Source organism: Kosakonia sp. (genome assembly GCF_032052965.1).
Classification (GTDB): Bacteria; Pseudomonadota; Gammaproteobacteria; order Enterobacterales; family Enterobacteriaceae; genus Kosakonia.
In genome coordinates this window covers 13,680-27,485 of sequence record NZ_DAMBVN010000005.1, presented here as the reverse complement: position 1 = coordinate 27,485, position 13,806 = coordinate 13,680, and the positions used below count along the sequence as shown (strand labels likewise).

At 54.3% G+C, this 13,806-nt stretch carries 12 protein-coding genes; 5 read left to right on the top strand and 7 right to left on the bottom strand.

The features are described 5' to 3' along the window. Window positions 1-79: 79 nt before the first annotated feature. The 7 genes from gudD to syd form a co-directional block, all read right to left on the bottom strand. On the bottom strand, window positions 80-1,420 hold the full coding sequence (gene gudD / locus RTX30_RS08305; protein ID WP_312688798.1) for a glucarate dehydratase: 1,341 nt from the start codon (window positions 1,418-1,420) through the stop codon (window positions 80-82). Between the two features lie 19 nt (window positions 1,421-1,439). Beyond that, window positions 1,440-2,780: an enolase C-terminal domain-like protein gene (locus RTX30_RS08300; RefSeq protein WP_312688796.1), complete on the bottom strand. Its 1,341-nt coding sequence runs from the start codon at window positions 2,778-2,780 to the stop codon at window positions 1,440-1,442. Between the two features lie 2 nt (window positions 2,781-2,782). Then, window positions 2,783-4,135, bottom strand: a complete 1,353-nt coding sequence (locus RTX30_RS08295; RefSeq protein WP_312688794.1) for an MFS transporter — start codon at window positions 4,133-4,135, stop codon at window positions 2,783-2,785. 514 nt (window positions 4,136-4,649) lie between these two features. After that, window positions 4,650-5,099: a flavodoxin gene (locus RTX30_RS08290; RefSeq protein WP_312688792.1), complete on the bottom strand. Its 450-nt coding sequence runs from the start codon at window positions 5,097-5,099 to the stop codon at window positions 4,650-4,652. A 5-nt stretch (window positions 5,100-5,104) separates the two neighbouring features. Next, a complete protein-coding gene (truC, locus tag RTX30_RS08285) occupies window positions 5,105-5,899 on the bottom strand; it encodes a tRNA pseudouridine(65) synthase TruC (protein ID WP_312688791.1) in 795 nt (264 codons plus the stop codon). Beyond that, complete coding sequence (locus RTX30_RS08280; protein ID WP_312688790.1) at window positions 5,899-6,228, bottom strand: YqcC family protein; 330 nt, start codon at window positions 6,226-6,228, stop codon at window positions 5,899-5,901. Before RTX30_RS08280 ends, truC begins: the two co-directional genes overlap by 1 nt. A gap of 632 nt (window positions 6,229-6,860) precedes the next feature. Continuing rightward, window positions 6,861-7,406 (bottom strand): SecY-interacting protein, encoded by a 546-nt coding sequence (gene syd, locus RTX30_RS08275; protein ID WP_312688789.1) that lies wholly within the window; start codon window positions 7,404-7,406, stop codon window positions 6,861-6,863. 69 nt (window positions 7,407-7,475) lie between these two features. Between syd and queF the strand changes: the two genes are divergently transcribed. The 5 genes from queF (at window position 7,476) to xni (ending at window position 13,804) form a co-directional block, all read left to right on the top strand. Further along, complete coding sequence (gene queF, locus RTX30_RS08270) at window positions 7,476-8,321, top strand: NADPH-dependent 7-cyano-7-deazaguanine reductase QueF (protein ID WP_312688788.1); 846 nt, start codon at window positions 7,476-7,478, stop codon at window positions 8,319-8,321. Window positions 8,322-8,411: 90 nt separating this feature from the next. Continuing rightward, window positions 8,412-9,776 (top strand): nucleotide 5'-monophosphate nucleosidase PpnN, encoded by a 1,365-nt coding sequence (gene ppnN, locus RTX30_RS08265; protein WP_312688786.1) that lies wholly within the window; start codon window positions 8,412-8,414, stop codon window positions 9,774-9,776. A 449-nt stretch (window positions 9,777-10,225) separates the two neighbouring features. After that, window positions 10,226-11,515 carry an HAAAP family serine/threonine permease gene (locus tag RTX30_RS08260; protein ID WP_312688784.1) on the top strand — a complete coding sequence of 430 codons (1,290 nt, stop codon included), beginning with the start codon at window positions 10,226-10,228 and terminating at the stop codon, window positions 11,513-11,515. Window positions 11,516-11,573: 58 nt separating this feature from the next. Further along, window positions 11,574-12,941, top strand: coding sequence for an L-serine ammonia-lyase (locus RTX30_RS08255; RefSeq protein ID WP_312688782.1), 1,368 nt, complete (start codon window positions 11,574-11,576; stop codon window positions 12,939-12,941). Between the two features lie 110 nt (window positions 12,942-13,051). Beyond that, window positions 13,052-13,804: a flap endonuclease Xni gene (gene xni, locus RTX30_RS08250; RefSeq protein ID WP_312688780.1), complete on the top strand. Its 753-nt coding sequence runs from the start codon at window positions 13,052-13,054 to the stop codon at window positions 13,802-13,804. The last annotated feature ends 2 nt before the right edge of the window (window positions 13,805-13,806 follow it).

Here is a 13,806-nt window from a genome sequence, read left to right as displayed (position 1 = left end):
TTACGCATAGTCACTGTCGCAAGCATACACCCGGAAGTCAGCGGAAAATGCCAGCCCCCGCAAGGACTGGCACTCCTCGTTAACGCACCATGCACGGACGTTTGTTATCAAACTTCCAGTCCGGGATCAGGTACTGCATCCCCATGGCATCGTCACGTGCGCCGAGGCCGTGTTTTTTATACAGCTCGTTCGCTTTCATCACCTGATCCATATCCAGTTCAACCCCCAGGCCGGGTTTGTCCGGCACCTGCACCATGCCGCCTTTGATTTCAAACGGTTCACGGGTCAGGCGCTGGTTGCCTTCCTGCCAGATCCAGTGCGTATCAATCGCGGTGATTTTCCCCGGTGCAGCTGCCGCGACATGGGTGAACATCGCCAGCGAAATATCAAAGTGGTTGTTGGAGTGTGAACCCCAGGTCAGGCCGAATTCATGGCACATCTGCGCGACGCGCACCGACCCCTGCATAGTCCAGAAGTGCGGATCGGCCAGCGGGATATCCACCGATTGTAACGACAAGGTGTGGCCCATCTGGCGCCAGTCGGTGGCAATCATATTCGTTGCCGTTGGCAGCCCGGTCGCACGGCGGAACTCTGCCATCACTTCACGCCCGGAGAAGCCCTGCTCAGCACCGCACGGATCTTCCGCATACGCCAGTACGCCTTTGAGCTGCTTACCGATGGTGATCGCTTCATCCAGTGACCAGGCGCCGTTCGGATCTAACGTCACGCGCGCTTGTGGGAAGCGTTTTGCCAGCGCGGAGATCGCTTCCGCCTCTTCCATGCCCGCCAGCACGCCGCCTTTCAGTTTAAAATCGTTAAATCCATATTTTTCCCAGGCAGCTTCAGCCAGGCGCACCACCCGATCCGGGGTCATCGCCTCTTCGTGGCGTACACGGTACCAGTCGCATTTGTCATCCGGCTGGCTCTGGTAGGGCAGCGGCGTTTTTTTGCTGTCGCCAATAAAGAACAGGTAACCGAGCATCTCGACTTCGCTGCGCTGCTGGCCTTCGCCAAGCAAAGAGGCGACGTTAACGCCCAGGTGCTGGCCGAGCAGGTCGAGCATGGCAGCTTCTATCCCGGTCACAACATGAATGGTGGTGCGCAAGTCAAAAGTTTGCAAGCCACGGCCGCCCGCATCGCGATCGGCAAAGCAATTGCGCACGGCGTTAAGGACATTTTTGTACTCGCCCAGCGTTTTGCCAACAACCAGTGGGATCGCGTCTTCCAGCGTCTGGCGGATTTTCTCGCCGCCGGGGATCTCCCCCACACCGGTATGGCCGGCATTGTCTTTGATAACCACAATATTGCGGGTGAAGAACGGCGCATGCGCGCCACTCAGGTTCATCAGCATGCTGTCATGGCCGGCAACCGGGATGACCTGCATGGCCGTGACCACTGGAGTGGAAGTAGATGTACTCATTTTTTATCCTTTCTATCTATCAATGACGTCCAAAAACGGGGCGTTTTTTGTCAAACGTCCAGCCAGGTATGAGATATTGCATCGGGCCTGCGTCATTACGCGCGCCACCAGGCAACTTTTTGTATGCGGCGTGCGCTTTTTCAATTTGATCCCAGTCGAGTTCGACACCGAGTCCTGGTGCATCGGGTACGGCAATTTTGCCCTGACGGATTTCCAGCGGCTGTTTGGTCAGGCGCGCGTCGCCCTCTTGCCAGATCCAGTGGGTATCAATGGCCGTCGGCGTGCCTGGGGCTGCTGCGCCCACATGGGTAAACATCGCCAGCGAAATATCGAAATGGTTATTGGAGTGACAACCCCAGGTTAAGCCCCAGTCATCGCACAGTTGCGCCACGCGCACCGCGCCGGAGAGCGTCCAGAAATGGGGATCGGCCAGCGGAATGTCGACAGCGTTTAACATCACTGCGTGTCCCATTTCGCGCCAGTTGGTGGCAATCATGTTGGTGGCGACCGGCAAGCCGGTGGCGCGGCGGAATTCCGCCATTACCTCGCGCCCGGAGAAGCCCTGTTCTGCGCCGCACGGATCTTCGGCATAGGTCAGCACATCATTCAACCCTTTACACAAGCTAATGGCCTCATCAAGCAGCCAGGCCCCGTTCGGATCGACGGTGATGCGCGCATCGGGGAAGCGTTTTTTCAACGCCCGCACAGTGTCGATCTCTTTCTCGCCAGGCAGAACACCGCCTTTGAGTTTGAAATCTTTAAAACCGTAGCGATCCTGCGAGGCTTCCGCCAGGCGTACCACGGCGTCGCTGTTCATCGCTTGCTGGTGGCGCAAGTGATACCACTCGTGCTGCCCCGGCGTGGCTTCGAGGTAGGGCAAATCGGTTTTGGTGCGATCGCCCACATAGAACAGATAACCGAGCACGGTAACGGCGTCACGCTGTTTGCCGGGGCCAAGCAGTTCGCATACCGGCACATTCAACGCCTTGCCTAACAGATCCAGCAACGCCGCTTCCAGTGCTGCTACCGCATTGACGCGCAGTTCAAAGGTCCAGGCGCCTTTGCCGAAAGTATCAAAGTCCGCCGCCTGGTTGCCTTTGTGGACGCGCTGCACCACTTTGTTCAGCCGAGCGACTTGTTGGCCAACCACCATCGGCGTGGCGTCCACCAGCGTTTTATAAATCACTTCACCGCCTGGCGCTTCTCCAACGCCGGTGTTACCGGCGTTATCTGTGAGCACCACAATATTGCGGGTGAACCAGGCATTATGCGCACCGCCGATGTTCATCAGCATGCTGTCATGTCCCGCCACGGGAATGACTTTCATCTCTGTGATAATGGGGCTTGCTTGCGTATTCATTCTTAACGTCCTGTGACAGGTTTCAGTACGATGCGTTTGATGTCACCCACCAGTACCAGATAACTCAATACCGCTACCAGCGCATGGATACCGACATAAATCAGCGCACCGTTAAACGAACCGGTTGTACCCACGATATAGCCGATGGCAATCGGCGTGACGATGCCGGAAATATTGCCAAACATATTGAACAGGCCGCCGCTCAGGCCGCTGATCTCTTTTGGCGCCGTATCGGCCATCACCGCCCAGCCCAGTGCACCGATGCCTTTGCCGAAGAATGCCAGCGCCATAAACGCGATAATCAGCGTTTCCGAGTCCGTATAGTTACAGAACACCATGCTCATGGAGAGCAGCATGCCCAGAACGATAGGGGTCTTACGCGCCATATTCAGCGAACCATAACGACGCATTAACCAGTCGGAAATCACACCGCCCAGCACTCCACCTACGAAGCCGCAGATCGCCGGAATCGAGGCGATAAAGCCCGCTTTCAGGATCGACATACCGCGTGCCTGCACCAGATAAACCGGGAACCAGGTAATGAAGAAGTAGGTCAGCGCATTAATGCAATATTGGCCCACATATACCCCGATCATCATGCGCGAGCAGAGGAGCTGTTTGATCTGGCCCCATTTTTCGGAGAATGGAACGCTCTCTTTGGCGCTTTTCTGATCCATGTTGATCAACGCACCGCCTTCGGCAATGTACTCCAGCTCTTTCTTGTTGACGCCTGGGTGTTGATTGGGCTCGTGGATCATTTTCAGCCACAGCAGACTGATGAAAATCCCTAATCCGCCCATAAAGAAGAAGACATGCGACCAGCCCACTTCGTGGGTCAGCCAGCCCATGATCGGGGCGAAAATGACGGTGGCAAAGTATTGCGCGGAGTTAAAAATTGCCACCGCCGTTCCCCTCTCCTGCGCCGGGAACCAGGCCGCGACAATGCGACTGTTGCCAGGGAAAGAGGGAGACTCAGCCAGGCCGACCATAAAGCGCAGCGTAAAGAGCGCCACAATGATGCCAAAGCCGCTGAACACGTCCACAAAGCCCTGCAGCAAGGTAAACAGGGACCAGGTGAAGATAGACCAGAAATAGACGCGTTTAGAGCCGAAGCGGTCAAGCAACCAGCCGCCCGGGATCTGGCCAATAACGTAAGCCCAGGAAAACGCAGAAAAGACATACCCCATGCCGACCGGATCCAGACCAATGGCTTTGGACATCTCCGAGCCGGCAATCGACAGCGTGGCGCGGTCGCCGTAGTTGAAGGATGTGACGATAAACAGCATCACCACAATCCAGTAGCGTGCGTTTGTGCGCTTCTCAGCACCGCTCGCCGTCTGGCTAAATGTACTCATGGTTGTACTCCCGAAGCATCAATGTTCATGTACATTCATCCTGTACGGCACAACCTGTAGGGGCAGGCAGGATGATGTCTGTGTTTTTGCAGTTTCCCTGCCGGGTCGCTATCCCATGCGGACTGCATTTTTTTAACTGGCGAGAAAAAGTATAAAAAGCGGCCTGGTAACTCTCACCGTGCAACACCACAACATTCTGTCACCCCTGCCCGGTGGTTTATGGCATTAGCCCAGGCGTATGGGGAGTACCTCACGGAAATGAAAACTGATCGCGTCGCGGAATGGTCAAAAGCCTGGCGGTTTTAAAAAATGTGAAACGGGTCGCTTGACCCCGTGGAAATGCACGTCTTTTTGCCGATGATGAGCGAAAAATACGGGGCGTTTGCCTGAAACTTACTCGATTCAGTTTGCGCATAATGTGGTGGCGCTATCACCCTGCGGATCGCCTGACGACAATGATGGAAGGGTATATATAAATAGGGGGGTTCCCCTCCCTGAAGGGAGAGGAGAATGATTATTTCAGTAGCGTTGCCCAGTGTTCAACCCACGGATTGGCGACGCTCTCCGGCTCGGGATCTTCACTGGCGTCGATCATCAGTACCTCGCCAATGCGCTGCGCACCCTGTTCCTGTAATAGCGCATCGAACTGCTTACCGCCGCCGCAAAAATGAGAATAGGTACTATCGCCCAACGCGATCATACCGTAACGCAGCGCCGGCTGGTGGCCGACCTTATCGCGCAGATGGTGAAACAGCGGCGCGATGCTATCCGGTAAATCTCCTTGCCCGGTGGTCGAGGTCACTACCAGCGCATATCGCCCCTGATTATTGTCCCAGTCCGCCGCCGTAGGATCTTCATATACCGTTGCGTTGTGCCCTTGCGCCGTTAAGATCGCCTGCGCCTCTTCTGCCACCAACAGCGAATTGCCGTACATGGTGCCCACAAAAATGCCAACGTCCGCCATGATTTTCACTCCTTGGATAAGTCCAGACTGCCCTCATCCTGACCGCTCAGCACAGAGAACTCAACCCTTTCATTCTCAGGGAGAAGTCCCCGCCACCCGAACTGCGACAACGCATGCATCCAGATATCATCCAGCCCGGCGCGTAAGGTTAACGGCTCACCAGTAAACGGATGCTTAAGCGTTAACTGACTGGCATGGAGCATTAAACGCTGACAGCCAAAATGCTCAGCCGCACTGCGGTTTTGCCGTAAATCACCGTGTTTACTGTCGCCAATAATCGGATGGCGCAAATGCGCCAGATGCCGGCGCAATTGATGCTTGCGCCCGGTTTTCGGCTCAAGTTCTACAAGGCCGTAACGGGTCGTCGGGAACTTGCCGGTAGCGACGGGCATTTCGGTGGTTGCCAGCCCACGGTAATGCGTTACCGCAGGCTGCGGGCCTTTATCAGTGCGGGCGAATTTGTCCGCCACTTTATCCAGCTCTTCAACCAGCGGATAATCCAGCAGCGCCTCTTCCATTAGCCAGCCGCGCACGATCGCATGGTAGCGTTTCTGGATCCGGTGTTGCTCAAACTGTTGTGCGAGCAAACGCCCCGCTTCGCTGGATAACCCCATCAGCAAGACGCCGGACGTTGGTCTGTCGAGACGGTGCGCAGTGAAAACGTGCTGGCCAATTTGGTCACGCACCGTTTGCATTACCACCACTTTCTCATCGCGATCCAGCCAGCTACGGTGCACCAGCCAGCCCGACGGCTTATTGACCGCGACCAGCCATTCATCCTGGTAAATGATTTCCAGCATCAGGTTTCGTCGTCGTTAAACAAGGCATCGAGCTGCTGCAAGTGGTGCAGCATAACGTCGCGATGAGGATGGGCTGCATCCAGCGCCATCTCATAATAGGGTGCAATAGCGAACGCTTGCGGCAGCGGCTGCCCGCTGTCCAGCAGGGCATGCATGCGCGGGATCAAAACCCACTGCAGCCACTCAAACGGCGCGAGCGTGTCCATGCAAAAGGGTTGGGTACTGGCGAAAGCGCTGGCATCAGGCACGGTGCTTTGCCATAAATCGTGTTCGCGCAACTGGGTTTCAAGAAGCTGGAGCTGCTGGCGCACGTGGTCATGAAGAGTCATATCTCCCCCGATATAAAACAAACTGGCGCGCAGGATACCAAAGAGTGAGAGAAATAAAAAAAGGGAGCACTGTAAAAAACAGTGCTCCCGGTTCGTTTTGCAGCAGTCCAGCTACCTATTGTGCTCCCTGCTCATCCTTGACAACTTTTCCTGTGGTCTCCTGACCAGTTCATCCTTAAACAGCGCATCATGCTCACACCACCCCGATGTGACATAGCCTTATCCTTAAAGCGTGTCCCTGATCTTCCTGATCCGCCGTGCATCCTGATCGGCTCACATTCTCCGTCCTGGAGGTGTCCTTTACGCTTACCTGCGTTTTCCTCTCGCCTCGTTCCTGAGACCTTCCTTGCAGCACCTTCTGGTGTGTCCTTCGAAGCAACATCATCCTGATGTACGCTTCAGCGTCGCACTCCGTGTCGACAGAGATAGAATCCCCCATTACGGCCTGTCTTACAAGGAGACTTAACGCAAATAATCCAGTGAAAGAAGCCACTAAAAGCAGGGGTTATAAGATTAATCTACTGATATTAAATAAGTTAATAAGAGATGGCGCAGAGAATAAAAGGGATTAGAACAGGCGATCTCCTACAGGTCGTGTAAGAGATCTCTTACAAGGGGAGTAGTATAGTGGATTACACAACGGGTTCGAGTTGACGCAAAAAATCCGCCAGGGTGGGTGCAAGAACAACCCGTTGCCGCGTTCCCAGCGTTTCTTTGATGACCTCGCCGCTCAGGTTGCAAAGCGAAATCACGTCCCACTCGCTATTGAGCGTGGCAATAAAAAGTGTAGGCGAAAGTTTGAGTCTTTTCTGCGTGACGAGGTGACCAATCAGGTTTTCCTGAACACGCAGGAAGTCCTCTTCACTCCAGGTTTGCAGCAACGTCAGGCTTTCCGTTGCGAAACGCGCCGTCATATCACCGGCAAATTGCGTGGTATAGAACGCGTGGACCGCAGGTTGTATCACAATATCCATTGCCTGTTCAATCGGGTTTACATTTCGCCCAGGCGGGAACGGCTGTGGCTGCCAGAAAACACGATCGGCAGTGGAAGAAATGATGCACGGAGAAGGTACGCCATAAAGCTCCTCGCTCTGTGGCCAACTGCCGTGTTGTTCATGCCACGCGTCACAATAACGTTGGGTAAAGGCTTCGAGGGCCAGCGCCGTCTCTTTTTCCACCGATTTCTCTCTTCACATAAGCCAGGATAAACTCTGTCGCATAGTTTACCTGCAAAATGGCGATGAAACATGTCTTCTTATGATAACCACCAGGCGCTGTCTGGCCTGACGCTTGGCAAAGCCACCGATTACCGCGACACCTACGACGCCACGCTGCTGCAGGGCGTTCCCCGCTCGCTGAATCGCGATCCGCTGGGGTTAACAGCCGATAATCTGCCCTTTCACGGCGCAGATATCTGGACGCTGTACGAACTCTCCTGGCTGAATGCGAAAGGGCTACCGCAGGTCGCGGTGGGCCATGTGGAACTGGATTACGCCAGCCTGAATTTGGTGGAATCAAAAAGCTTCAAGTTGTACCTCAACAGCTTCAACCAGACCCGGTTTGCGAACTGGGATGAGGTACGCGCCACGCTGGCGCGCGATCTGAGCGCCTGCGCGCAAGGTGACGTTACTGTCGCGCTTTACCGTATTGATGAAATGGAAGGCCAGCCGATTGCTCACTTTCATGGAACCTGCATTGATGACCAGGATATTGAAATCGGTAATTACGATTTTGACGCTGCATTACTCCGCGATGCAGCAAGCGGAAAAGTGGTCGAAGAGACGTTGGTCAGCCATCTGTTAAAATCCAACTGCCTGATTACCCACCAGCCTGACTGGGGATCTGTGCAAATCCAGTATCGCGGGGCAAAAATCGACCGTGAAAAATTGCTGCGTTATCTGGTTTCATTCCGCCATCACAATGAGTTCCATGAACAGTGTGTGGAGCGTATTTTCACGGACATTCAGCGGTTTTGTCAGCCGGAAAAACTGAGCGTGTATGCGCGTTATACCCGTCGCGGTGGGCTGGACATTAACCCCTGGCGAACCAACACCGATTTCGTTCCGGCAACCGGGCGACTGGTGCGCCAGTAAAACATTCCGTGCGCGGGTTGTTAAACGTCATAAGCCAGGGCTATTGTAATCATCAGGGAAGATAAAATTTTCGTCCCGTAAGGAGTTCACTTGATTACACATATTAGCCCGCTTGGCTCAATGGATATGTTGTCGCAGCTGGAAGTCGATATGCTTAAACGCACGGCCAGCAGCGACCTGTATCAACTGTTTCGCAACTGTTCGCTCGCTGTACTGAACTCAGGGAGCCTGACAGATAACAGCAAAGAGCTGCTGTCCCGCTACGAAAGTTTTGATATCAACGTGTTGCGCCGTGAACGCGGCGTGAAGCTGGAACTTATCAACCCACCGGAAGAGGCCTTTGTTGACGGCCGGATTATCCGTTCGCTACAGGCCAACCTGTTTGCGGTATTGCGCGATATTCTGTTCGTGAATGGGCAAATCAGTAACGCCGGGCGGTTCCAGCATCTGGATCTGGAAAGCTCAATCCATATTACCAATCTGGTCTTCTCCATTTTACGTAACGCCCGTGCGCTGCACGTTGGCGAAGCGCCGAGCATGGTGGTCTGCTGGGGAGGTCACTCCATTAATGAAACGGAGTACCTTTATGCCCGCCGCGTCGGTACGCAGCTTGGCTTGCGCGAGCTGAACATCTGCACCGGTTGCGGGCCAGGAGCGATGGAAGCGCCCATGAAAGGTGCCGCCGTCGGCCATGCGCAGCAGCGTTATAAAGAAGGCCGTTTTATTGGCATGACCGAACCGTCAATCATTGCCGCTGAACCGCCAAACCCGCTGGTCAATGAATTGATCATCATGCCGGATATTGAAAAACGTCTGGAAGCGTTTGTGCGTATCGCTCACGGGATCGTTATCTTCCCAGGCGGCGTAGGTACCGCAGAAGAACTGCTTTATTTGTTGGGGATCTTAATGAACCCGGCGAACAAAGATCAGGTTCTGCCGCTGATCCTTACCGGGCCGAAAGAGAGCGCTGACTATTTCCGCGTGCTGGATGAATTCATCGTCAATACGCTGGGCGAGGCCGCGCGACGCCACTACACCATTATCATTAATGATGCGGCAGAAGTGGCCCGCCTGATGAAAAAAGCAATGCCGCAGGTGAAAGAGAACCGCCGCAACACTGGCGATGCTTATAGCTTCAACTGGTCGATTCGTATTGCGCCGGATCTGCAGGTACCTTTCGAACCCACGCACGAGAATATGGCGAACCTTAAACTCTACCCGGACCAACCGGTGGAAGTGCTGGCGGCAGATCTGCGCCGTGCCTTCTCTGGCATTGTGGCGGGTAACGTGAAAGAGATGGGCATCCGGGCGATTGAGGAGTTCGGCCCTTACAAAATTCACGGCGACAGCGAAATGATGCGCCGCATGGACGATCTACTGCAGGGCTTTGTCGCCCAGCACCGTATGAAACTTCCTGGCTCCGCCTATATCCCCTGCTACGAAATATGTGCCTGATCGACAAGGGCGACCAATAAGTCGCCCTTATACCTCGGATTTTTCTCCCGCAGCAATCAAACGCCTCTATAAGCTATTCGTATATTTCAACTGGCCATAATGTTGATAAATCACTGCAATTGAAGCGTTTAATAGCGGTTTTATCCTCTTTGCTGAGTGAGATTTCGATCGCAAATCTGGCTGACGGACGCCTTCTCACCCATAAATCCCACCTGATGATCGTAATCCAGTGAGATGGTCTAAATATATCCACATAAAAGGTAGATTATTGCAATTGCGATCCTGATCACTGATAGAGTCATAACATAAATGTATCTTTCCGCCGCCAATAGTTACGGAAAGAAATTATAAAAAAACCGTAATTGACCAAATTTAATATTACCGTTGACGTTGCTGGTGTTCTTTTTACCCGTGATGACAGCATTTTGCTTTTCCCAGGAGATTTATAAATGGAAACGACTCAAACCAGCACGCTCGCTTCGACAGAAACGCGCAGTTCGTGGCGGAAGACCGACACCATGTGGATGCTGGGCCTTTACGGCACCGCGATCGGTGCGGGTGTTTTATTCCTGCCAATCAACGCCGGCGTTGGCGGACTTATCCCGCTGATAATCATGGCGATTATTGCTTTTCCAATGACCTTCTTCGCACACCGTGGCCTGACCCGTTTTGTGCTTTCCGGTAAAAACCCGGGCGAAGACATCACCGAAGTGGTAGAAGAACATTTCGGTATTGGTGCAGGTAAGCTGATTACCCTGCTCTATTTCTTTGCTATCTACCCTATTCTGCTGGTGTACAGCGTGGCTATCACCAATACGGTCGACAGCTTTATGAGCCACCAGTTGGGCATGACGCCGCCGCCGCGCGCTATCCTGTCGCTGATCCTGATCGTTGGCATGATGACAATCGTGCGTTTTGGCGAGCAGATGATCGTCAAAGCGATGAGTATTCTGGTATTCCCGTTTGTTATTGCTCTGATGTTGCTGGCGGTCTACCTGATCCCGCAGTGGAACGGCGCGGTGCTGGAAACCCTGTCCCTCGGTAGTGCTTCTGCGACCGGTCACGGTCTGTGGATGACCCTGTGGCTGGCGATTCCGGTAATGGTGTTCTCCTTTAACCACTCCCCGATCATCTCCTCTTTTGCAGTAGCAAAACGTGAAGAATACGGCGTTGAAGCGGAGCGCAAATGCTCACGCATTCTGGCATTCGCACACATCATGATGGTGCTGACGGTCATGTTCTTTGTGTTCAGCTGCGTGCTGAGCCTCTCTCCGGCAGATTTGGCCGCAGCGAAAGAGCAGAACATTTCAATCCTTTCTTACCTGGCAAACCACTTTAATGTGGAGCTGATTGCCTGGATGGCGCCGATCATTGCCATGATCGCCATTACCAAATCCTTCCTTGGCCACTACCTGGGCGCGCGTGAAGGTTTCAACGGTATGGTTATTAAGTCGCTGCGTAGCAAAGGCAAAACCATTGAAATTAACAAGCTGAACCGCATTACCGCGCTGTTTATGCTGCTGACGACCTGGGCGGTCGCAACATGGAACCCAAGCATTCTGGGGATGATCGAAACCCTCGGCGGTCCGATTATCGCGATGATCCTGTTCCTGATGCCGATGTACGCCATCGCCAAAGTACCGGCAATGCGTAAATACAGCGGCCATATCAGCAACGTATTTATCGTTATCATGGGTCTTATCGCTATCTCCGCGATCTTCTTCTCCCTGTTCAGCTAATCTTTTTCGCGCCGTCTTTAACGGGCGGCGCGTTCCTCTTTGCAATGGATAATGCGTCATGATCAGCGTATTCGACATTTTTAAAATCGGCATTGGCCCCTCCAGTTCGCATACCGTTGGCCCAATGAAAGCCGGTAAGCAATTCACAGACGATCTGATTGCCCGCAGCATGTTGCACGACGTCACCCGCGTAGTGGTGGATGTTTACGGCTCGCTCTCACTGACCGGGAAAGGGCACCACACCGATATCGCCATCATTATGGGCCTTGCCGGAAACCTGCCGGACAGCGTCGACATCGATGCGATTCCAGGGTTCATTCAGGACGTTAATACGCATGGCCGTCTGCTGCTGGCGAACGGTGAACACGAAGTCGAGTTTCCGGTCGATCAGTGCATGAACTTCCATGCCGATAACCTCTCGCTGCATGAAAATGGTATGCGTATTACTGCGCTTGCCGGCGAGAAGATACTTTATAGCCAGACTTATTACTCCATCGGCGGCGGATTCATCGTTGATGAGGCCCACTTCGGACAAACCTCCAGCGATCCGGTAGCAGTACCGTACCCGTACAAAACGGCGGCGGATCTGCAACAGCATTGCAAAGAGACCGGTTTGTCACTCTCTGGCCTGATGATGCAGAACGAACTGGCGTTGCACAGCAAAACTGAGCTGGAGCAGCACCTGGCCCGCGTATGGGAAGTGATGAGCGGCGGTATCGAACGGGGCATCGTCACTGAAGGCGTATTGCCGGGTAAACTGCGTGTTCCGCGCCGTGCGGCCGCGCTGCGACGTATGCTGGTTAGCAGCGACAAAACCACCACCGATCCGATGGCGGTTGTTGACTGGATCAATATGTTCGCGCTGGCGGTCAATGAAGAGAACGCCGCGGGTGGCCGTGTCGTTACCGCTCCGACTAACGGCGCTTGCGGGATCGTACCGGCCGTGCTGGCGTACTACGACAAGTTTATCCGTCAGGTTAATGCTAACTCGCTCGCGCGTTATCTGTTGGTGGCCAGCGCTATTGGCTCACTGTACAAGATGAATGCGTCGATCTCCGGGGCCGAAGTAGGGTGCCAGGGCGAAGTTGGCGTAGCCTGTTCTATGGCGGCGGCGGGCCTGGCGGAACTGCTCGGCGGCAGCCCGGCACAAGTCTGTATTGCGGCGGAAATTGGCATGGAGCATAACCTGGGGTTAACCTGTGACCCGGTTGCCGGCCAGGTGCAAGTGCCTTGTATTGAACGCAATGCGATCGCGTCAGTAAAAGCCGTGAACGCTGCCCGTATGGCACTGCGCCGTACCAGCGAGCCGCGCGTCTGCCTCGATAAAGTTATCGAGACCATGTACGAAACCGGTAAAGATATGAATGCCAAGTACCGCGAAACATCGCGCGGCGGCCTGGCAATGAAAATTGTGACCTGCGATTAATCCTGCCCGAAATGCCTCGTTTTGCGAGGCATTTTCCCGATCACGCCCCGATTCATAGCGCCGATTTGCTTGCAATGTTACCCTTAGCCCCGATTTCAAGGAGGGTTTCTGTGGCACATCTGTTAATTGTCGACGCACTCAATCTCATTCGCCGAATTCATGCTGTACAGGGATCGCCCTGCGTGGATACCTGCCTGCACGCGCTGGCGCAATTGATTGTGCACAGTCAGCCCACGCATGCCGTTGCAGTGTTTGATGATGAAGCCCGTAATCAGGGCTGGCGTCACCAGCTTTTGCCCGATTACAAAGCAGGCCGCCCGCCGATGCCAGACACACTGCATGCCGAAATGCCCGCTCTGCGCGCAGCCTTTGAGCAACGCGGCATTCGCTGCTGGGCAACCCCGGGTAATGAAGCAGACGATCTGGCTGCTACGCTGGCGGTGAAAATGGCGCAGGCCGGGCAGCAGGCAACCATCGTCTCCACAGACAAAGGCTACTGTCAGCTGCTTTCTCCAACAATCCGTATTCGTGACTATTTTCAGAAACGCTGGCTGGATGCGTCTTTCATTGCAAAGGAGTATGGCGTCACGCCGCAGCAGCTACCGGACTATTGGGGACTGGCGGGCATCAGCAGTTCTAAAATTCCGGGCGTCGCCGGTATCGGGCCAAAAAGCGCCACCCAGCTGCTCAGCCAGTTCCCCACACTGGAGGCACTGTATGAGCACCTGGATGAGGCCCCTGAAAAGTGGCGGCATAAGCTGGCGCAGCATAAAGCGATGGCGTTCACCTGCCGGGATGTAGCGCGATTGCAAACTAACTTGCAGCTGGACGGCAATTTACAACAGCTCCGTCTGGTGCGTTAAAC